This window comes from Stieleria magnilauensis (assembly GCA_007753675.1).
Classification (GTDB): domain Bacteria; phylum Planctomycetota; class Planctomycetia; order Pirellulales; family Pirellulaceae; genus Stieleria; species Stieleria magnilauensis.
This window is the reverse complement of record CP036432.1, coordinates 105,609-126,039: the sequence shown is the minus strand read 5'-3', so window position 1 is coordinate 126,039 and position 20,431 is coordinate 105,609. Positions and strand designations below refer to the sequence as shown.

The 20,431-nt window shown below is 60.2% G+C and carries 15 protein-coding genes; 10 read left to right on the top strand and 5 right to left on the bottom strand.

Features of this window, described 5'->3' with window-relative positions; all coding sequences use genetic code 11:
- Positions 1-237 precede the first annotated feature (237 nt).
- The gene (locus TBK1r_RS00495; RefSeq protein ID WP_419580812.1) at positions 238-771 is read right to left on the bottom strand and encodes a DinB family protein; all 534 of its coding nucleotides are present in this window, start codon (positions 769-771) and stop codon (positions 238-240) included.
- A gap of 128 nt (positions 772-899) precedes the next feature.
- Here TBK1r_RS00495 and TBK1r_RS00490 point away from each other — a divergent pair, with 128 nt between their 5' ends.
- From TBK1r_RS00490 to TBK1r_RS00470, 5 genes are all read left to right on the top strand, one after another.
- Positions 900-2,225 carry a glucuronyl esterase domain-containing protein gene (locus TBK1r_RS00490; protein ID WP_419580811.1) on the top strand — a complete coding sequence of 442 codons (1,326 nt, stop codon included), beginning with the start codon at positions 900-902 and terminating at the stop codon, positions 2,223-2,225.
- Positions 2,226-2,309: 84 nt separating this feature from the next.
- A complete protein-coding gene (locus TBK1r_RS00485) occupies positions 2,310-3,320 on the top strand; it encodes a mechanosensitive ion channel family protein (protein WP_145207026.1) in 1,011 nt (336 codons plus the stop codon).
- Positions 3,321-3,352: 32 nt separating this feature from the next.
- Positions 3,353-4,309, top strand: a complete 957-nt coding sequence (locus TBK1r_RS00480) for a zinc dependent phospholipase C family protein (RefSeq protein ID WP_145207025.1) — start codon at positions 3,353-3,355, stop codon at positions 4,307-4,309.
- A 71-nt stretch (positions 4,310-4,380) separates the two neighbouring features.
- Entirely contained in the window at positions 4,381-5,622 is a 1,242-nt protein-coding gene (locus TBK1r_RS00475) for a Glu/Leu/Phe/Val family dehydrogenase (RefSeq protein ID WP_145207024.1), read from the top strand.
- 147 nt (positions 5,623-5,769) lie between these two features.
- Positions 5,770-6,027: a hypothetical protein gene (locus TBK1r_RS00470; RefSeq protein WP_145207023.1), complete on the top strand. Its 258-nt coding sequence runs from the start codon at positions 5,770-5,772 to the stop codon at positions 6,025-6,027.
- A gap of 61 nt (positions 6,028-6,088) precedes the next feature.
- Here TBK1r_RS00470 and TBK1r_RS00465 read toward each other — a convergent pair whose 3' ends face one another.
- The 3 genes from TBK1r_RS00465 to TBK1r_RS00455 form a co-directional block, all read right to left on the bottom strand.
- A complete protein-coding gene (locus TBK1r_RS00465; protein ID WP_145207022.1) occupies positions 6,089-7,219 on the bottom strand; it encodes a Gfo/Idh/MocA family protein in 1,131 nt (376 codons plus the stop codon).
- A gap of 83 nt (positions 7,220-7,302) precedes the next feature.
- Positions 7,303-8,313, bottom strand: coding sequence for a sugar phosphate isomerase/epimerase family protein (locus TBK1r_RS00460; RefSeq protein ID WP_419580810.1), 1,011 nt, complete (start codon positions 8,311-8,313; stop codon positions 7,303-7,305).
- Positions 8,314-8,488: 175 nt separating this feature from the next.
- On the bottom strand, positions 8,489-9,739 hold the full coding sequence (locus tag TBK1r_RS00455; protein ID WP_145207021.1) for a hypothetical protein: 1,251 nt from the start codon (positions 9,737-9,739) through the stop codon (positions 8,489-8,491).
- Positions 9,740-9,977: 238 nt separating this feature from the next.
- On the opposite strand from TBK1r_RS00455, the gene TBK1r_RS00450 reads away from it, so the two are divergent.
- Positions 9,978-11,153 (top strand): aldose 1-epimerase family protein, encoded by a 1,176-nt coding sequence (locus TBK1r_RS00450; protein ID WP_145207020.1) that lies wholly within the window; start codon positions 9,978-9,980, stop codon positions 11,151-11,153.
- Positions 11,154-11,320: 167 nt separating this feature from the next.
- Here TBK1r_RS00450 and TBK1r_RS00445 read toward each other — a convergent pair whose 3' ends face one another.
- Positions 11,321-12,892: a TolC family protein gene (locus tag TBK1r_RS00445; RefSeq protein WP_419580809.1), complete on the bottom strand. Its 1,572-nt coding sequence runs from the start codon at positions 12,890-12,892 to the stop codon at positions 11,321-11,323.
- A gap of 319 nt (positions 12,893-13,211) precedes the next feature.
- Between TBK1r_RS00445 and TBK1r_RS00440 the strand changes: the two genes are divergently transcribed.
- From TBK1r_RS00440 to TBK1r_RS00425, 4 genes are all read left to right on the top strand, one after another.
- Entirely contained in the window at positions 13,212-14,558 is a 1,347-nt protein-coding gene (locus TBK1r_RS00440; protein ID WP_419580808.1) for an efflux RND transporter periplasmic adaptor subunit, read from the top strand.
- 138 nt (positions 14,559-14,696) lie between these two features.
- Positions 14,697-17,825, top strand: coding sequence for an efflux RND transporter permease subunit (locus TBK1r_RS00435; RefSeq protein WP_145207018.1), 3,129 nt, complete (start codon positions 14,697-14,699; stop codon positions 17,823-17,825).
- Positions 17,826-18,144: 319 nt separating this feature from the next.
- A complete protein-coding gene (locus tag TBK1r_RS00430) occupies positions 18,145-20,028 on the top strand; it encodes a redoxin family protein (protein ID WP_145207017.1) in 1,884 nt (627 codons plus the stop codon).
- On the top strand, positions 19,950-20,297 hold the full coding sequence (locus TBK1r_RS00425; RefSeq protein ID WP_145207016.1) for a hypothetical protein: 348 nt from the start codon (positions 19,950-19,952) through the stop codon (positions 20,295-20,297). Before TBK1r_RS00430 ends, TBK1r_RS00425 begins: the two co-directional genes overlap by 79 nt.
- Positions 20,298-20,431 lie beyond the last annotated feature (134 nt).

The following is a 20,431-nucleotide window of genomic DNA, read 5'->3' as shown; positions in this document are numbered from 1 at the left end:
ATGGGTATCGCGGTGAAGCGTTTATTTCACGTGTTTGGCGAGGTTTTAGCGGCAGGGCGCGAGCCCTCCGCTCTTTCACGGTGATTTTTGAAACGCGACCGGACGGCTCGCGCCGTTCCGCTAACACGTCCGATTGGTAGCGGCAGGGCGCGAGCCCTCCGCTCTTTCACGGTGTTTTTTTAAACGCGACCGGACGGCTCGCGCCGTTCCGCTAACACGTCGTGCGGACGCGCGACCCTACGCCGGTCCCAGGCCCATCATCCGTCGCCAGGCACTGAACTGCCCCATGTGCAGCATGATGTGACCACCCAGGTAGAACGCGTGTGCTGAGGCCATGCTCGGAAACTTCGCCCGCATCGCTTCGTTGGGATTCTCGACAAGGAACGAATCATCCACGGCTTGTTCAACCGTTTCGATCGCTTTTTCGTATCCGCTGCGGAATGCCGCGACGACTTCGTCCATGCTCGGGTACAGCGTCCCGTCGACATCGTCTACGCACTTAGCATCTTTGCTAAATACCTTGTTGAACGTCTCACTGGGCCGGATCGCCGACGCGTCCTTGCCCAACTCGGTGACGACCCGTTCGGGGTACAAACTGAGATGCCCGAGGATGAAGCAGGGGTGATTGGACTCGACCACCTGGCCGTCCGCGGTTGCAAATCTCGCAAATTGATCGGGGCGGACGTCGGTCAACATGCGTTCGGCATAACCGAGTCCGAGTCGCGCCGACGCGGCAATCACGTTGCCGATCACGTGGTTTAAATGGTTCATGGTTGGTCTTGGGGTATTTTTTAACGGGGAAAGGAATTCGGCCACGCCGCCAGGTGATCGTTCTACAATCTCAGGCCGTCCTTCACCATGGGCAGCCCCGTCACGCATTTTTTAGAAAGGCCATCGACATGCAAACGTCTCGCTCCACACGATTCACCGTCGCCTTCTGTGCAATGTTCGTGCTGTCGTTCCATCCGTCCAATCGCAGCGTGATGGGTTTCGAGCCCAATTATGACGAGTCAAAGATTCCGGAGTACACCCTGCCGGATCCGTTGGTCACCCAAAGCGGTTCACCGGTCACAACGGCCGAGCAGTGGAACACCGTGCGCCGGCCCGAACTGTTGGCACTGTTTGAAAAACATGTGTACGGGGTATCACCGCCGCCGTGTCCGATTCGCCGCAAACACGTCAGCAGCAAAACGGTGTTCGACGGCTTGGCGACCCGCACCGAAATCGATGTGTTGTTCGGCTCGGCCGATGACGCGACGTCGATGCGAATGATGGTCTACGTGCCGAAGCAACGAGCCGGCGCCGTGCCTGCATTTTTGGGACTGAATTTTCAAGGCAATCACGGCGTCGACGACGATCCCGAGATCGAATTGAACCCGGGCTGGTTTCGCGTCGGCAGGGACGGGACGACCGACGGCAACAAGGCGAATGAAAAATCACGCGGCGCCACGGCTTCACGGTGGCCGCTGCAGATGATTTTAAAACGCGGCTACGCCGTGGCGACCATTTATTACGGTGACATCGACCCCGACTTCGACGACGGGTTCAACAACGGCATCCATGGCACGCTCGGCGATCAAGTCGCCCACGTCGCGCCGGAATCACGCTGGGGCAGCATCGCCGCCTGGGCGTATGGACTCAGCCGCGGACTCGATTGCTTGGAAGCCGAGACTGATCTGGGCATCGATGCCGCCAAGGTCGCCGTGCTCGGTCACTCGCGTCTGGGCAAGACCGCGTTGTGGGCCGGCGCGACGGACCCGCGTTTCGCGATGGTCATCAGCAACAATTCCGGGTGTGGCGGCGCCGCTCTGTCGCGGCGTGCGATCGGTGAAACGGTCGGGCGAATCAACGAGGCCTTTCCCCATTGGTTCTGCGACCAGTTCACCGAGTACAACGAAAACGAAGACGCTTGTCCGGTCGACCAACACGAACTGATCGCCTTGGCCGCGCCGCGTCCGATTTACGTGGCCAGTGCGACCGAGGATCAATGGGCCGATCCCAAGGGCGAGTTTCTGGCCGCCGCCGCGGCCGATCCGGTTTACCGGCTGCTGGGCACCGATGGCATGGGCGGGGACGCACCGCCGGCCAAGATGCCGGCGGCCGAACAACCGATCAACAGCGGTGTGGTCGGTTATCACCTGCGAACCGGCAAGCACGCCGTGACCGACTACGACTGGCAGCAATACCTGGACTTCGCCGATCGGCACATGAAAGACGGTCGCTGAAAAACGTCACTTTACGCGGGCCGGGCAAATTTCGTATAGCCGTCTCGAACAGGACTCTCTCCCGCCATTCAAGGATGAATCGCGATGTTGCTGGCAGAAGCAAGCATTCCGACGACAGACACGCCCTCGGGCGACACGACAAACGAATCGGCGCTGGACGGCGTGCTCAGCCAAATGCTCAACGGTGAATTCCAGGGCGTGACCGAGTACCTCGAAAACACCGTGCTGCCCAACCTGGTTCCGGCCTGCTTCGGATTGGCCGTCATTTTCTGCGGCTACTTCGCTGCCAAGTACGTGTCGCGAATCATCAGCCGGCCGATCCGCGAACGGATCGACGAGACCTTTGGACGGTTCGTCGGAACCGCCATTTTCTACAGCGTGATGCTCAGTCTGATCGCCGCGGTGGCCAGCAAGCTGGGTGCACCGCTGGGCGGAATGGCGGCCATTCTGGCGGCCGCCGGTTTCGCGATCGGCTTGGCGTTTCAAGGCACGCTCAGCAACTTTGCCGCCGGCGTGTTGATGATCGTCTTTCGTCCCTTCAAAGTCGGCGACGTGGTCAACATCGCCGGCGTTTCAGGCAAGGTCAACGAAATCGACCTGTTCACCACCACGCTGGACACCCCCGACAATCGACGATTGATCATCCCCAACAGTTCGATCAGCGGCGCCACGATCGAAAACATCAGCTTCCATGCCCATCGCCGTGTCGAGGTGCTCGTCGGCGTCGACTATGACGCGAACATCGATGCAACCCGACACGCTTTGCAAGCCGCCGCCGACGTGTTCCAACAGCAAACGATTCATGGCGAAGGCCGCGGCACCGCTGTTATTCTCGGCAACCTTGGCGACAGCGCCGTGGAGTGGAAAGTCCGCATGTGGGTCAAGTCGGCCGACTATTGGAAACTGACCGAATCCTTAACCGCGGAAATCAAACGGCAACTCGACGCGGTCGGCATTGGGATTCCCTATCCGCAGATGGACATTCATCTCAACCGCATCGACGCGGCCGACGTGCAAGGGACCGACCGACACGTCCCCACGCGTCCACGCATGCGACCGGTTCACCGTGACGGCAGCCTGCCCTACGCGTCTTAAGCAGTGGGGTAAGCATCCTGCTTGCCAACGCCATGACCAATCGATTGCACGCGATCATTCGCCGAACGCACTGCCAAGGCACGCACCAGCGCTTCGCGATCGACGCGTTGCCGATGATCCGCTCCGATGCCGGGAAACGGTTCACCGCTTGGCTGCTGTACTACCACCGATCGTTTCTCCGCGGTGCGATCGACCCGGACGTGCGGTTTCGTGATTACCACAATCACATTCTGCATGTTCGCGAGGGCTATTGGGGCGGCGCTCCACGCGTGGCCCACCAGTGGTACAACCGCCTGCAGAAATACCTCCGCGCAGAACGGTTCCGTGATGCGGCCCATGCGGCCGGGGTGCTGTCGCACTACGTGACCGACATGGCCCAGCCCCTGCACACGATCAGCACCGAGCGGGAGGCGTTGATTCACCGTCCGTTGGAATGGAGTGTCGATCAAGCTTACGATCGCATCCGACAGAAATGGCATGACGATCAAATCAACGTCATCATTCAACTTGCCGACGACCCGGGTTGGTTGGGCTCGTTGATGATGCACATGGCGCGTCACGCCCACGGGCACTGCGATCGGCTGATCCGACACTATCGTTTCCACGAAGGCGTGCGAGACCCCCGCCAGGGGATCGACGAACACACCCTCACGTCTCTGGCAGAACTATTCTCTTTGGCGATCACCGCGGTCAGCCTGATCCTGGATCGGGCGGCCGAAGAAACCGAATCCTACACCGGATACCCGATCCCGGAATGCCGCTGCGGATGGGCATTGATCGGCGCGACACTGCGAGCCCCGATCGCGGTTTGGAAAACACAAGTCCGGCGACACGTGCAGACGCGGTCGATCCGGGCACTGGCCGAGGAATATTTCCAGACCGGTAGCCTGTCCGAGTGGCTTCCCCACGAAGTGGACATCAAACGGCGCGTGATCGCGATCCGCCACGACGAAAAACGCCGCAAGCAGACCCGCCGTGCCGCAGCCTGACTCGTCAGCACGCCACACCCCAAGCTACACTTGAAGCGCATCCCCTTCACCACACCATCCGGGCGATCACGATGAGAGCTTTCGAGGCGACTCGCCGATATTTTCACACCGCTGCCGAACATCTTGATCTGAGCCCCCAGACGCGCGAAGCGATGCTGATGGCGTCACGGGAAATCCGGGTCCAGGTTTCCATCGAACGCGATGACGGCTCGCTGGCGACCTTTGTCGGATTTCGCGTCCAGCACGACAACAGCCGCGGACCGATGAAAGGCGGCTTGCGGTATCACCCCGAAGTCAACTTGGATGAGACGCGATCGCTGGCGAGTCTGATGACGTGGAAGACCGCCGTCGTCAATCTTCCCTATGGAGGCGCCAAGGGCGGGATCGGCGTGGACCCGCGATCGCTGTCGACGCGCGAATTGGAACGGCTGACCCGTGTGTTCGTCGACCAAATCCACGACATCGTCGGCCCCGACACCGATATCCCCGCACCCGACATGGGCACCGATCATCGCGTGATGGCCTGGTTTCGCAACCAGTGGGAAAAATACCATGGGTTCAATCCCGCCGTGATCACCGGTAAACCCGTCGAAGAATACGGTGCCAAGGGCCGCGAAGAAGCGACCGGCCGCGGCGTGGGCACGTTGACGGTCAAGCTGACCAAACGACTCGGCATGAAACCCGAAGCAACCAGCATCGCCATCCAGGGCTTTGGGAACGTCGGATCCCATGCGGCAAAGTTCTTGTCCGAAGCACAATTCCCCGTCATCGCGATCAGTGACATCACCGGGACGTACTACCGCAAAGAAGGGTTGGATATCGCCGCCGCACTTCATCACAAACTACAACATCCATACGGGCTGCTGGAAGGGTTCAAGGAATGCGACGTCTTACCGACCGATGCGCTGCTGACCCTGCCAAACGTCGATATCCTGATTCCCGCGGCGCTCGGCGGAGTGATCACCGAAAAGAACGCCAAGAAGATCTCGGCCAAAGCGATCATCGAAGCCGCCAATGGCCCGGTCGATCCCGATGCCGACAAGATCCTGCATGACCACGGCGTCACCATCCTGCCCGACATTCTGGCCAACGCCGGCGGTGTGACGGTCAGCTATTTCGAATGGGTCCAGAACCGACAACACTATCGCTGGACCTTGGACCGCGTCCGCCAAGAACTGGATCGAACGCTCTCGGAAGCCTTTGAACACGTCTGGCAGAACGCACACGAACAGGACATCTCCCTTCGCACGGCCGCCTACATGATCGGGATCACTCGCGTCCGCCGCGCCACCGAACTGGCGGGATTGACGTAGGTCACGCGGCGCGACACGTCGAGCATGCACCGCATGCCCCACAAAACTCGGACAATCGCGGCCGAACCACAGGAACTTCCGAATCAAAGGCGTTCGGCGGGCTCTGATGAAGCACTGACCATCACCACCTGCCGGACGAGTTCCAACATGGGTGCCACCCTCGCAGTCTTTCTTGTCGTCGTTGCCGTCGCGGTCGCCTACCTGCTGCGTTCGGCGGTGACGGGATCCAGGTCCCCGATGCTACTGATCGTGGCCGTTGCAATCATCGCCATGGCCACACTGGGTGCCTGGTACGCCTGGGCCGAATCACGATCGCTCGGCTGGACCCTCGGATACCTCGGCGTCGCCCTGGCCACGTTTACCTTGGCGACGCTCGGTTGGGTCCGTGGCGGACAGCGTGCCTAGCGCGTACGTCACGCTGGGCGTGACGATTGGCATGCACAGCATGCCCTACGAAGTCGAACGACTAAATCGTTTTCCAGGCTCGCTCGTGGGCGCTGGCGAGGACGGCATCGCAAACCTTTTGCGTCTCCAGAGCCGTGCGGAAACTCGGTTCAATCGGTTCACCGGTTTCCAGCGATTTCAGGAAGTCGGCGACTTGGTGAATGAAGGTGTGTTCGTAGCCGATGTTCAATCCCGGCACCCACCAGTTGCCCATGTAGGGCTGATCGCCGTCGCTGACGTGAACGCTTCTCCAACCGCGGACGATCGAATCATCGCTGTGATCGAAATACTCCAAGCGATGCAGGTCGTGCAGATCCCACCGGATCGAAGCGTGTTCGCCATTGATTTCCAACGTGTACAGCGCCTTGTGGCCGCGTGCGTAGCGGGTCGATTCGAACAGCCCCAACGATCCGTTGTTGAAATGGCAATGGAACGTGCAGGCGTCGTCGATCTTGACGGCTTGCTTGGCACCGGTCTCGGCGTGCGTTCGTTCTTTGATGAACGTTTCGGCGACGGCGGAAACGTCGGTGATGCCGCCGTTGAGCCAGAGGGCGGTATCGATGCAGTGGGCCAGCAGGTCACCGGTCACGCCGCTGCCGGCGGCTTCGGCATCGAGTCGCCATGTGGCCGCACCGCCTTGGGGAACGTCCGCATTGATCGTCCAGTCTTGCAGGAAGTTTGCGCGGTAGTGAAAGATCCGTCCCAATCGACCTTCATCGATCAGCTGCTTGGCCAGCGACACGGCGGGGACGCGTCGATAGTTGTACCAAACCATGTTGGCGACACCGGCCTTCTCGACCGCATCGCACATCTCTTCGCCTTCGGCGACGTTCATCGCGATCGGCTTTTCGCACAACACCATCTTGCCGGCTTCGGCGGCAGCGATCGAGATTTCTTTGTGCAGGTTGTTCGGCGTGCAGACGTCGATCGCATCGATATCGTCACGTTTGAGCATCTCGCGCCAATCCGTCTCGATCGACTCATAACCCCATTGGTCGGCAAACGCTTGGGCCTTGTCCTTGTTTCGCGCACAGACCGCTTTCAAGACAGGCTTGTACTCGAGATCAAAGAAGTGGTTGGCTTGGCAGTACCCGTTGCTGTGGGTGCGGCCCATGAATCCGTAGCCGACCATGCCGATATTGAGAGGTTTCATAGTTGGTTGTTGCGTTGTGAAGGAATGGAAAGCGGTGTTATCATCAGTGCAATGGGCACAGCGGTTGCCCGATTGCCGCTGCGTTACTTCAGCGACTCGTCGACTTTGATCATGGTTTCAAGGATCGTGTTCCACGTTCCGGGCTGTTCCAGCGTTTCGTTGGGGAACATGCAACCGTCCCAGCAGATGTGTTTGATGCCGCGTTGCTCGGCGTCTTTGAGCCAGTATCCGGCGCACTTGACGATGTCCAACTTACCGTTGGGGTCATCGGCGCGGCAGTGTTTGCCGGTCTTGTCGTGGTCGCCGGCGCCGTGGACTTCTCCATCGTTTTGGGCGACGTGAAAATCGATCGTCCAGGGCCGCAGCTTGTCGGTCATCTTCTCGTAAGCGGCATAAAGCTCTTCGTCGCTGTACCCGTCGTGCAGCAGCGCGTGCTCGGGGGCGTTGTAACCCATCAGATACAAATACGTGTGGGCCAAGTCGGCTTGGAAACCAAGCGTTTCGGGCATCCCGACGGCTTCCAACAGGTCCAGCATGTCTTTCCAGCTGTGCATGCCGGCCCAACAGATTTCGCCTTCGGCAGCCAGCCGTTCGCCGTGGTCGGCGGCGATCTTGGCGGCCTCGCGGAACGTGTTGGCGATCTTGCTGGTGTTGGCCTGCGGATCTTCTCGCCACTTTTCGACGCCGAATTCGGCGCTGTCGATTCGGATCACGCCGTACTGGCGGACGCCGTGCTCGTTAAAAATTCCGGCGACGCGGCAAGCCATTTTGACCGCCGAAAGGAACTTGTCGGTCTGTTCCTTGTCGCCCATCGCCGAATCACCGATCGTGCCCGGCCAGACCGGTGCGACCAGCGATCCGACGCTAAACCCCTTGGACTGGATCAGGTCGGCGATCTTCCGCAGGTCGTCGTCGCTGGCTTCCGGATCGGTGTGCGGCAGGAACAGAAAGTAATCGATACCGTCAAACTTTCGCCCGTTCACTTCGGCCGCGGCCGTCAGGTCAAGCATGTGTTCCAAACTGATCGGCGGTTCTTGGTCGGGGCCGTCGCCTTTGCCAACCAGTCCGGGCCACATCGCGTTGTGAAGTTTCATCGTGTTTTTCGAATTCGGGGGATGAGGGTCGATTCAGGAGTTCGATTTTGGGATTCGCAGCCGTCGCGCTGGCTGCAATTCTATTCGATCGCTATCAGGCTGCGATTCTATTCGATCGCAATGGGGATGATGGCCCAAGCGTTGCCGCGCGGGCCATCAAGAGCAGGAAGTGGAATCAAGAGCCGCCTTTGGGCAGGTCGCTATGCGTGTTGGGGCCGAAGTAACGCAGTCCGACTAACGGTTCGGTGCCCAGGTTTTCGATCTCCACACCACCGGTTGCGGCGACGTGCGAGATAAAGACTTCATCGGACGTGTTTTCACCGAAACGAATCATGGCCGGCGTCTGCAGGTCCAAGGCTCCCATTCGCCCACGACCTTGCACCGTGATCCAGCTGCTCGCACCAGGATCTTTAAGCGTGCACTTGGCCCCGGGCGCGACCGTCAACTCTTTGGCGCTGAACAACTGCTGGCCGTCGACGGTGCCGTAAACGATCCACTTGTCGACGAAGCCGTCGCCGCTGCGGTTCTCGTCCACGATCGGCTCCAAGTAGTTGCTCTCTTTAAAGTGAGTGTCAACATTTTTGTCCCAGTCGAGCTGGCCGACGATGAAATCCAGGTCTTGGTGCTTCTCTTCGGGCATGTCCTTGACCAGCAATTCCCAGGGCACGTAGCGTCCTTCGACGATCGACTGGTACATCCCGAACACGTCGCTGCCCCACTGCGGTTCATAGGTGCACAACGATCCGGGTGCGTGCAGAACGCCCGGCGGGATCAACCAACCGGTCCCCCGCTTCAATCGGTAGGCGCGGCTCAGGTCCAGAATCCCGTTGTCGCCTTCGTTCCAATTTTCCAGACAGCGGCGGACGTCTTCCGGCTTGGTCCCCGGTTCCAATCCCATGAAGGTGTAAGCGAAGTTGTTGTCGACGTTGTTGAGCTGTGGGGGGAAGTAGTAGCTTTCCGGTTTCCCCTCTTGTCCGACCAGCGCCGCGTCCTCGAAGGACTGGTGCATGTGGTGAGGGATCGGCCCCATGTTGTCAAAGAATTTGCTGTAAACGGGCCAGCGGTTGTATTTCCCAAAAATCGCTTCGCCGACGATGTCGTTGCCCCGTTCGGCGATGGCTTCTTTGAGCATGAATTTTTTGCCCTCGAACAGGCAAAAACTCTGGCCTTCGTGCCACACGCGACCGTCGTTGGCCGCGTCGGTGGTGCTGCCGAACCAGCGTTCATCGATCCCACCCCGGTCGGCCCCGAACCGGTAATAGTCCCCCGGATGCAACTTGATGCGACGCCCCGGGTGCAGGAACGACCGCGGGACCCAGGTCGGGGTCAAACGCAACAATCCGCCGCCAGCGTCCATGGCGGAGTCCAAAATCGAGGTGACCGAGTCGCCTCGGATAAGTCCGTCGTCGAGCTTCACATTCGTCATGGATGAATTTATGGTTGGAAGGGTTGGAGATTTTTGGGGCTATTGTGGCGGAAAGTCTGCCCGCATGTTGTATTGATTGGAGCACTGTGCGACAAGAATGCAGACCTGCCCCAATCGGAGCAGAAACCGCCATGCCATTCGTGTCATTCTATCGGCTGAAACGAATCGCCGCGCGGGATCGGCCACGCGGCGATCAGGCTGCGGCAATTCGTCCGCGGAGACAGATTAAGGAATTCTGATGGTAAAAACGAAGACGGCTCGATCGATCGACGATCGGCTCAAAAGTGTGGTTTGGAACGATCAATCGCCGCTTTCGGTCGCCATTGAATCGCCCAAGGGAAAAATCCAAACGCGGCACGGGCGATTCGTCGGCGGTCGTGCCGACGGGGTCGAAATCGTGCGGATCGACACCGGCGCCGTCGTCGTCAACGTGCTCCCCACACGCGGGATGGCGATTTGGAGCATCGAATCCGACTCCGGTCGCTTCGGCTGGCACTCCCCCGTCGATGGCCCCGTCCACCCGTCCCTGGTCCCGATCCACGACCCCAGCGGACTCGGCTGGCTGGAAGGGTTCGACGAACTGGTGGTCCGCTGCGGGCTGGAAAGCAACGGAGCCCCCGAGCACGACGACAGCGGGAAACTGGCCTATCCGCTGCACGGACGCATCGCCAATCTGCCCGCCGACGGATTGCAGATCGAATTCGACGAAGTCTCCGGGCGCCTGGAATTGATCGGCGATCTCCGCGAGAGCCGGCTGTTCTTCACCAATCTTCGGCTCAACAGCCGTATCCGCGTCCACGCCGGCAGTGCAGCGGTCCAGATCTTTGACGACGTGACCAACGAGCGTTCGACGCCGGCAACCGTGCAAATGTTGTATCACATCAACGTCGGCCAACCCGTCCTGGAAGACGGCTCGAAATTGATCCTGCCGATCGAAGAACTGGCCCCCAAAGACAAACTGTCGGCCGGCGAAATCGAATCGTTCAACGAGTTTGGCGAGCCGCAAGTCGGTTACGCCGAGCGCGTCTATTTTGCCAAGCTCCGCAGCGATGCCGCCAACTTGACCTCGGTGATGCTGCAAAACGCCGATGCCTCCCAAGCACTCGCGGTCACCTACGGCACCAAGACCTTGCCGCGGTTTGTCCTTTGGAAAAACACGGCCGATCCCGCCGACGGCTATGTCACCGGACTGGAACCGGCCACCAACTTTCCCAACCAACGTTCCTTCGAAGCCTCGCATGATCGGGTCGTCGAAATTCAACCCGAACAAACCGTCTGCTTCCGAGTCACCATCGATCCCTTGTCGGATCCCGAATCAGTCGCCGAAATGGCCGAGCGAATCCGAAAACTTGCCGGTGACCAGCCGCCGCTGATTCACCCCAGCCCGCGACCGGGTTGGTCGCCGGGGGCTTGAGAGTTTCAAGTTTCAAGTTTCAAGTTTCAAGTTTCAAGTTTCAAGTTTCAAGTTTCAAGTTTCAAGTTTCAAGTTTCAAGTTTCAAGTTTCAAGTTTCAAGTTTCAAGTTTCAGGTTGCTAACTGCTAACTGCTAACTGCTAACTGCTAACTGCTAACTGCTAACTGCTAACTGCTAACTGCCTGCACGGGCCAGCCTTGGGCCCACTGCAACTCAAACTGCGCCCGGTTGTGGTCGACGACCGCTCGCAGGTACTCGCGGCTGGCGGTTTCCAATGCCTGCAGCGACTGCAGCACTTCCAGCGGCAACCCTTCGCCGTCGCGGATCCGCTTGAGATTGCGATCGTAAGAATCCAGCGCGAACTCGATCGCCCGCTCGGTCGCAGCGATTTGGCGGTGGCGCGACTGCACCCGGGCGTAGCCTTCGCTGATCTCGCGGGCGACCTGGTCCATCACGCGGATCCGCTCGAACTTGGCTTGCTGGACGCGCGCCGATTGCTCCCGCCGCGCCGCTTTTTCGCCCAGCCCCAAGTTGCGGACCTGCCACGACATCACGGCATCGAGGTCGTATCGCCCGCTGACATCGTCGAGTTCGTTGCCCAGCCCGCCGCCGAATCCGCCGGTGCTGAATCCCAACAGCACGCTGGGCACGAAGGGTGCGTACTTTTCGCGGTTGTAGGCCTGGCAGGCGGCCGCGACCAGCGCCTGCGACTCCTTCAACTCGGGACGCATCGCAAGCCCGGTCCCGATCAACGAAGCCTTGTCGACGTCGACGGACACCAGCTCGAGCGGAACCACCGTGACGTCCATCGGTGTGATCCGCGGCTGGCCACGCAGACTGATCGCTTGAGCCAACCGAGCCGAGGCGACGGCGGTTTGTTCCTGGGCGGCGATCAAACGGTTTTCCATCAATGCCAACTCGGTTTGCATCCGATCGGCGTCGGCCTTGAGCCCCTGGCCGGCTTCGGCAAAATCGCCGGTCAGCTTGGCCAATTCCGCCGTCCGCGTCATGGAGGCTTCTAAGATGCTGACGTCCTGATGTGCACTCACCAGATCGATGTAGGCCAGCGCGACCGTCAGCAGCTGCAGGTTCTCGGTCGCGTTGGCCGCGTGTCCGCTGGCCCAAGCGGTCGCCTCGGCCACCTTCGGCTGAAAGATCGCGTCGGCCAGATGAAATTGCGCCACCAGCCCCGGGTTGGGAGTCGTCCCCGCCCCGGTCGCGCCGGTTCCCAAGCCGTATTGAAAGGAGTTGCGATTGACGTCGACGACCGAACCGTCGCTGGCTTGGTAGTTGCCGTCGTGACGATGAAAACCAAACCCGGCTTGAATCGACGGCAACCACATCGCCTCGGCCTGGGCCAGTCGGGCGTAGGCCTCTTGGACCCGCCACCGCGCCAGTCCGACCACCGGATGTTGGCCGGCCACCATCGCCAACGCCGACGGCAAGTTCAAGTCGACCGATGGTTCTGCCACTGCGGCGACCGGCACAGCGCCGACCGGCACAGCGCCGACCGGCACAGCGCCGACCGGCACTGCGTCGACCTGATCGATGGGCGGTGCAAACCCGGTCGGCTCGGCAACCGCTTCCGACTCGCCCACGAACGGTTCGTTGGCGATGTAATCGACCAGCGTCAAGCTGTCCGCCGGCGCGTCGGCAACATCGATGTTGGCCGTCGGCGGCTGCAGCGGCACTTCGACCGCGGGGGGGACACTCGGCGCCTCGGGGATGTGGCTCACCATCGCAGGGCCGGTTGCACAACCCACGCAGCCGATCAATCCTAGAGTCAGTAGTCGCTTTGGCATCCTGCCGCCTATCGGTATTGTCCATCGATCCCATTGTCGCCGTCGCGTCAAACGCAGCGGTCCTACCGATGATGCTTCGGCAAACGACGGCTCCGGCAATAACGACTGCAACAACTGGTTTATCGGAAACCGCGTCATCACCAAGCGAAATCTCTTGTTGTGATAACTATGATGCACAGTCGTATCGCCGAAAGTGATTCGCTGGCGGCAACTCTGACGGTTACACCGGTCATCCTGATATTTTCCCACCCTTTGCATGATGGACAAACAATTGATGATCCTTTGCCGTGGCAATCCCATTCGGCTCTCGTTGGCAGCAGCCCCCCTGTTGCTGGCCGGATGTCTACCGCCACCGCCCGTCGCCAAGTCAGCTGATCGTGATCGCGTCGTGGCGGTTCGCACCGTCGCCGTCACCGAAGCGGAAATCCAACCGACGACACTGCAACCCGCGACCGTTCATCCGCTTTACTACTCCGAAGTTCGCCCCAAAGCATCGGGATTCGTCAGCCAACTTCACGTCGACATCGGTGACGTCGTCCAAGCCGGTCAGGTGCTGCTCGAAATCGACGTTCCGGAGATGTCGAAACAGCGTGAAGTCATCCAGGCGCGGATCACGCGATTACAGGCCGATGAAAAACGCGCCGCCGCCGGCGTCAACCTCGCCGATGCGCAAGTCCGATCGTCTCAGGCCAGCTTGGTCGAGGCGGAAAGCGAGATGCGTCGCGCAGACGCTTCACTCGCAGCCGCCGAGTCGGAATTCCAGCGCACCAGCGATCTGGTCGAGCGCGGATCACTGCAAGACCGGATGCTGGACGAAGTGCGAAAGAAACGCGATAGCGAGCGCGCCGCCAAACAATCCGTGGCCTCGGCGATCGACTCGGCCAAAGCCAACGTCGCGGTGACCGAAGCACAGAAGGCTGCCGCCGAAGCCGACTTGGAAGCCGCCCGGGCCGAAACGATGATCGCCGAGCGTGAGCTGGAAGAATTGGATGTGATGATCGACTACGCCACCGTTCGGGCGCCGATCGCTGGCATCGTCTCGCAGCGCAACGTCGAACCCGGCGACCTGGTCGGCAAGGCCAGCGACCAAGCCTCGACGCGGCCGCTCCTGGTGATCAACCAAGTCGACAAGGTCCGGGTCCGCATTCCCGTCCCCGAAACCGACGCGGCCCGCATCAATCCGGGCGACGAAGTCACGTTGACGTTCCCTTCCTTCGCCGGCGAACCCCCGATCAAGGCGGCCGTCACCCGGCGATCGGGAAGCCTGGATCGCAGCACGCGGACCATGACCGTCGAAGTCGAATTGGAGAACACCGACGGCAAGCTGTTGCCCGGCATGTTCGGCCAAGCTTCCATCAACCTGTCCGGCAAAGTGGCAACCAACCTGCTGCCCGCCCGCGCGATCCGGTTCAGCGAAGAAGGGAAAGCGTACGTCTATGTCGTCGGCCAGGACGAAACCGTCACCGTCGCGTCCATCGAAACCGGCCTCGATGACGGCCAATCGATTCAAGTCCGCTCGGGTCTGTTGCCCGGCCAACGGGTCATCGATGCGCACCTGAAGCGTTTCACCGACGGCCAAAAGGTCACGGTCCTGACCAACTAGGTCACACGTACCGTGGGTTAGGCTTCCCGCCTGCCATTTCAGTCTCGACAGACTGAAAGCCTCTCCCACCGGTGACAAACCTCCGTCAGGCACAGCCTGACCTACCAGCAATTGCCCCTGAGATTCGGATAGCCCCTGATGGGATTGATTGATTTTTCACTACGAAACCGCTTCGCCGTGCTGGCCGGATCGATCGCCCTGTGCGTGCTCGGGGTAGCCGTCATCCCCGGTATCACGATCGACATTCTGCCGGACTTTAAGAAACCGGTCGTCGTCAGTTTCTTTTCGTATCCCGGGCTGCCGACGATGGACATGGAAAAGTCCGTCACGTCACGCGTCGAACGCGCCCTCACCCTGGCCGGAAAAATCGAACACCAGGAATCGCGCACCGTTCCCGGCGCCGCGGTCATCAAGGTGTTCTTTCAACCCGGTGCCGATGCCAGTTCGGCGATGAACGACATCGTCAACCTGGAAGCCAGTGACATGTTTCACCTGCCGCCGGGCATCGAATGGCCGTTCACCCTGCGCAGTGAACCGGCCAACCTACCGGTCGTGCTGGCGGCCATCTCCGGCGAAGGGCTGAGCGAATCCCAGCTCTACCAAATCGGTTACTACGCCGTGCGGAACAAGATGGGTGGACTCAAGGGTGTTCAAATCCCTCACCCCTTCGGCGGCAAGTTCCGCCAAATGATGGTTTACGTCGACCCGGCAAAACTGCAGGCGTACCACATCAGTGCCACCGATGTGGTCGAGGCGATGCAAAAGTCGAACCTCGTGCTGGCCGCCGGAACGGCGCGGCTGGGCGGCACCGACTACCAGATCCATCCCCGCAACACGTTGCCGACGATCGAAGAGATCGAAGCGATTCCGATCGTCGTCCGCGACGACCGCCCCATCTTCATTCGCGATGTCGGCCGCGTCGTCGATGATGCGGCATTGCAGTACAACATCGTCCGCGTCAATGGAAAACGCAGCGTCTACTGCCCCTTGCTTCGCGAACCCGGCGAAAACACGATTGCCGTGGTCGACCGAATCTACGAAGGCATCGGCAGCGAAATCCCCAAGATGAAAGAACGTGGCGACATCCCGGAGACCACCGAAGTCACGCTGGTGTCCGATCAGTCCAGCTACATTCGAAAAGCGATGGCCAACTTGCAGACGCAAATCGGCTTGGGCGCCCTGCTGGTCGCGATCGTCGTTCTCGTTTTCCTCCGCCGCTTGCTGCCGACGGTGATCATCGTGGCGGTCATTGTGTTTGCCGTCCTGATCGGAGCACTCGGGTTCGCGTTCAGCGGCCAAACCATCAACGTGATGACCCTGGGCGGACTCGCGCTGGCAATTGGAACAGTCGTCGATGCGGGAATCGTCGTCGTCGAGAATGTGATCCGCCACCAACGGATGGGCAAGTCCGCACTCGATGCCGCCCGCCACGGGACGGCGGAAGTTTCCGGCGCGATCTTGGCGGGCACCGTCACCACACTTGCCGTGTTTCTGCCCGCAGTGTTCTTGACCGGGATGATCAAGTACCTGTTCACCCCGCTGTCATTGGCTGCCACGCTCACCATCGGCGCGTCCTACATCTTGGCGCTGACCGTGGTGCCCGCGTTCTGCGCGACCTTCATCCGTGAAAAGGTCGGTGCACCAACCAACGACGCCGACCGCGATGATGCGATGCCCAGGGGACTCTACGGTCGATTGCTCGGTGGCGCGATGAAAGCCCCCGCCGCCAGCGCGCTGGTCATCGTCGTCGCCGTCGGTGCCACATTCCTGCTGTGGCCGCGCATCGGAACCGAACTGTTCCCCAGCGTCGACTCGGGATCGTTCGAAGTGCGATTGAAAACGCTGCCCGGAACCGAGCTGATCGAAACCGAAAAGCTGGTCGCGCGAATCGAAGACACGATCAAGCAGGTCATTCCCGAAAACGAAATCGAGACGCTGATCGCCAACATCGGATTACCGGTCGGCAAAGGCGCCGGATTCTCGACCGTGCTCAGTTCCAATTCCGGCCCCGACACCGCCTACCTGATCGTAAACCTGAAACAGGACGGCCGATCGACCAGCACCAACACGTACATCAACCAGCTACGTGAAAAACTGGCCGCCGACTATCCGCTGGAAGAATTCCTGTTCGTCTCCGGCGGCATCGTCAACATGGCGCTCAACGAAGGCGTGCCGACTCCGATCAGTGTTCAAGTCTCCGCGGGCACGCTGGGACAATGCCGCGACGCCGCCGAACGAATCGTCCAAGCCATCCGTCCGATCGCGGGGACCGAAGATGTTCAAATCGCGCAGTCGCTCGACTATCCGCAATTCGATGTGCAAGTCGACCGCACAAGGGCCAAGTACTTGGGGCTGGACCAAGAGGACGTCGCACAGACGGTGTTGACCGCGCTGGGATCCAGCGTCGGCTACGCGCCGACCATTTGGATCGATCCCAAATCCGGCGTCGATTTCTTCATGGGGGTGCAGTACGAAAACAACACCTTCGAATCCCTCGACGAAATTCGCAACATCCCGCTGTCGCTCCACACGCCCAATGGTCCGATCACGATTCCACTGTCCAACGTGGCGACGGTCAACCGGGTCAACATTCCCGGCGAGATCGCCCACTACAACATCTCCCGCGTCAACGACGTCCACGTCAACGTCTCCGGCCGCGACATCGGTTCGGTCGCCGCGGACATCGAAGCGACGTTGGCCGACATGGAATTCGAAAACGGCGTCGGCGTCGCGCTCCGCGGGCCGGTCGAAAAAATGCGTTCCGGCATGAATCTGTTGGGTGTCGGGCTGGCGGTCGCCACACTGTTGGTCTACCTGGTGCTGATGGCGCAGTTCCGCTCCTTTGTCGATCCGCTGATCATCATGCTGGCCGTGCCACTAGGGATCGGTGGCGTGCTGCTGGTGCTGTTCTTGACCAACACGACGATCAACATTCAATCGCTGATGGGGACGTTGATGATGATCGGCGTCGTGGTCAACAATTCGATTCTGTTGGTCGAGTTTGCCAATCGCCGGCGCGCCGAAGGGCTCTCGCCCCACGACGCGGCGGTTTCGGCAGCCGGCGTCCGCTTGCGACCGATCCTGATGACCTCGCTGACGCTGGTTGCATCGATGTTGCCCCTGTCGTTCCAGCTCGCCCCGGGCAACGAGGCCATGATTCCGTTGGCCCGAGCCCTGATGGGTGGCATGATTGCCAGCACCCTGCTGACGCTCGTCCTGGTGCCCTGCGTCTACTCGCTCGTCCACCGCAACTCCGCCGCGGCATGACGTGGGACAGGCTTCCAGCGTGTCGATGTTGTCGTCGTTGGACACGCTTCTCCTTCAGGTTTTGGAGGTCGCGCGGTTATTAAGTCGTTGATCATGCAGCGGACCTTGGGCGATGCCCAAGGCTATGGATGTAAACGGCCGTTGGCCGAAACCATCCATTGTCGCGTCCCGATCCGATGCAAAACGGCTGGCCGCGTTCGTGTCTGCCCCCCCGGGACACAAAATTGTTGCGAGTGCCACCGGGAAAAGCGTATAGTGCGGGTCCCCCTCTTCTTACCGGACGCGTCGAAATGACTCGCCGGGACACTTTTCAAACGGAATGCCAGCCATCGTCCACACAACGAAAGGCCCCATCGGATTCGCGCAGTTTCTCGCGACGGTCGCCGCGACGATTGCGATCGCGTGTCTGCTCGCCAACCCCGATTGCAGCACCAGCCGGGCTGGAGAACGGCACTCGCTTCAGCGACTCAAGGGAGTTGATCTGACCGGACGGCTGCGTCGGCTTGGCGAACGGAGCTCGACCAAGGCGGTCGTCGTCACGTTCTTGTCGACACAGTGCCCGATCAGCAACAGCTACCTGCCCCAGCTGAATGACTTGTCGACCAAATACCGCCGCGACGGAATCGAGTTTTACGGCGTGGTTTCAGATCCGTCGGTGACGCGTGCCGATGCGATTGCCCATAGCGAAACGTACAAGGTTCGTTTCCCAATTCTGTTTGATGGATCCGGCGAGTTGCGTCTGGCGCTCTCCCCCACACATACGCCACAGGTCTTTGTGCTCGATGACCACGGCAGCGTCATTTACAGCGGTGCGATCGATGACCGTTATGTAAAACTGGGCCGCAAGAAAGAAGCCGCCAGGACCCCCTATCTCGAAAACGCGGTCAATTCAGCCGCCCACGGCACACCGATCGACGTCCCGGTGACCAAACCGATCGGCTGCCTGATGGAAGAACCGCCCAACAAGACCCGCGAGGGCAGCGTGACGTTCACACGCGACATCGCGCCGATCATCCAGGCCAATTGTTCGTCCTGTCATCGCGAAAACCAATCGGCACCGTTTCCATTGTTGACGTATGACGATGTCAGCAGCCATGCCAACCAGATCCTCGAAGTCACCCGCAGCCGTTACATGCCACCGTGGAAACCCGCACCGGGCTTCACCCGACTTCGCGACGAAATGCGGCTGACCGATCATCAAATCGATCTGATCGACGTGTGGGTCGAAACGGGCAAACCCGAAGGCGATCCGGCCGACTTGCCCGTCCCCATCGAGCACGTCAAGGGTTGGAAACTCGGCGAGCCGGATTTGATTCTCGAGATGCAGGAAGCGTTTACCGTTCCCGCCAGCGGTCCCGACATTCGACAGTACTTTGTGATCCCGTCACGACTGACCGACGACCGGCTGATCACGGCCATCGACTTTCATCCCGGCACGCCGCAAGCGATTCATCACGCCAGCTTTTACCTGGACACCCGCCGTGCCGGACGACGTTTGGACGAAGCCGATCCGGCACCGGGGTACAGCGGCTTCGGCGGCCCCCAGTTTGAATCTCAAGGCACACTGACCAGTTGGTTCCCCGGCATGACGCCACGCAAGCTGCCCCGGGGGATGGGCCGGTTGGTGACCAAGGGCAGTGACATCGTCGCTGAAATCCATTACGTCACCACCGGAAAAACCGAGCGGGACCGTTCGAAGATCGGACTCTATTTCGCGCACCGTTCGGCCCGGCAACTCGTCGTCGAACTCCAGGTGGGAAACAAGGACATCGAGATTCCCGCCGACCAGTCACACCACCACGAACGAGCGGCCTACACGTTGCCGGTCAGGACCATGCTGTTGGATCTGGTGCCCCACATGCACATGCTCGGCAGCGAAGTGAAGGTCTGGGCAAAGTCACCCGATGGCCGCACCAAGCCGCTATTGTGGATCAAAGACTGGGACTTCAACTGGCAGGGACAATACTCGTTTGCCAAACCCGTCATCCTTCCCGAAGGAACGCAGCTGATTGTCGACGCCTGGTTTGACAATTCGTCGAACAATCCACTCAACCCCCACTCGCCCCCGGTCACCGTCCGCTGGGGCGACAACTCGACCGACGAGATGCTGCTGTGCACGTTCCAATGCACCTGCGAAACCATGGACGAACTCAACGAATTGATCGACCACCAACGCCGCTACATCTCCAAGGCGCAAGAGTAGTAGAAGCCGCAGTTCGCAGCCATTACGAAGTCCGCTACGCCCGCAACAAGAAATACAAGCTCTATGACAACGGCGACCTGTACGACACCATCAGCGACGTGATGGAGACACAACCGTTGCCGATCGACAACGCGGATGCTGAGCAGCAATCGGCACGAAGGACTTTGCAACATGCCCTCGACTCGTTTCCAAACAAAGGGCAAGCCATTCACCACGACTGCGTCAGCAGCGATCGAAAGCCGGGTTACCAAAAACGCTCCAACCACTGACGCTTCCCCGTGCCAAGCAACTTCGTGAAACACTCCTCTTCGCCGTTGCCCCGAATGGCAGGCTCGACACCCGATCGCCTGAATCCGCGACGCAATCTTCCTACCCAGAATCTTCCTACCCCATTCCATCGACC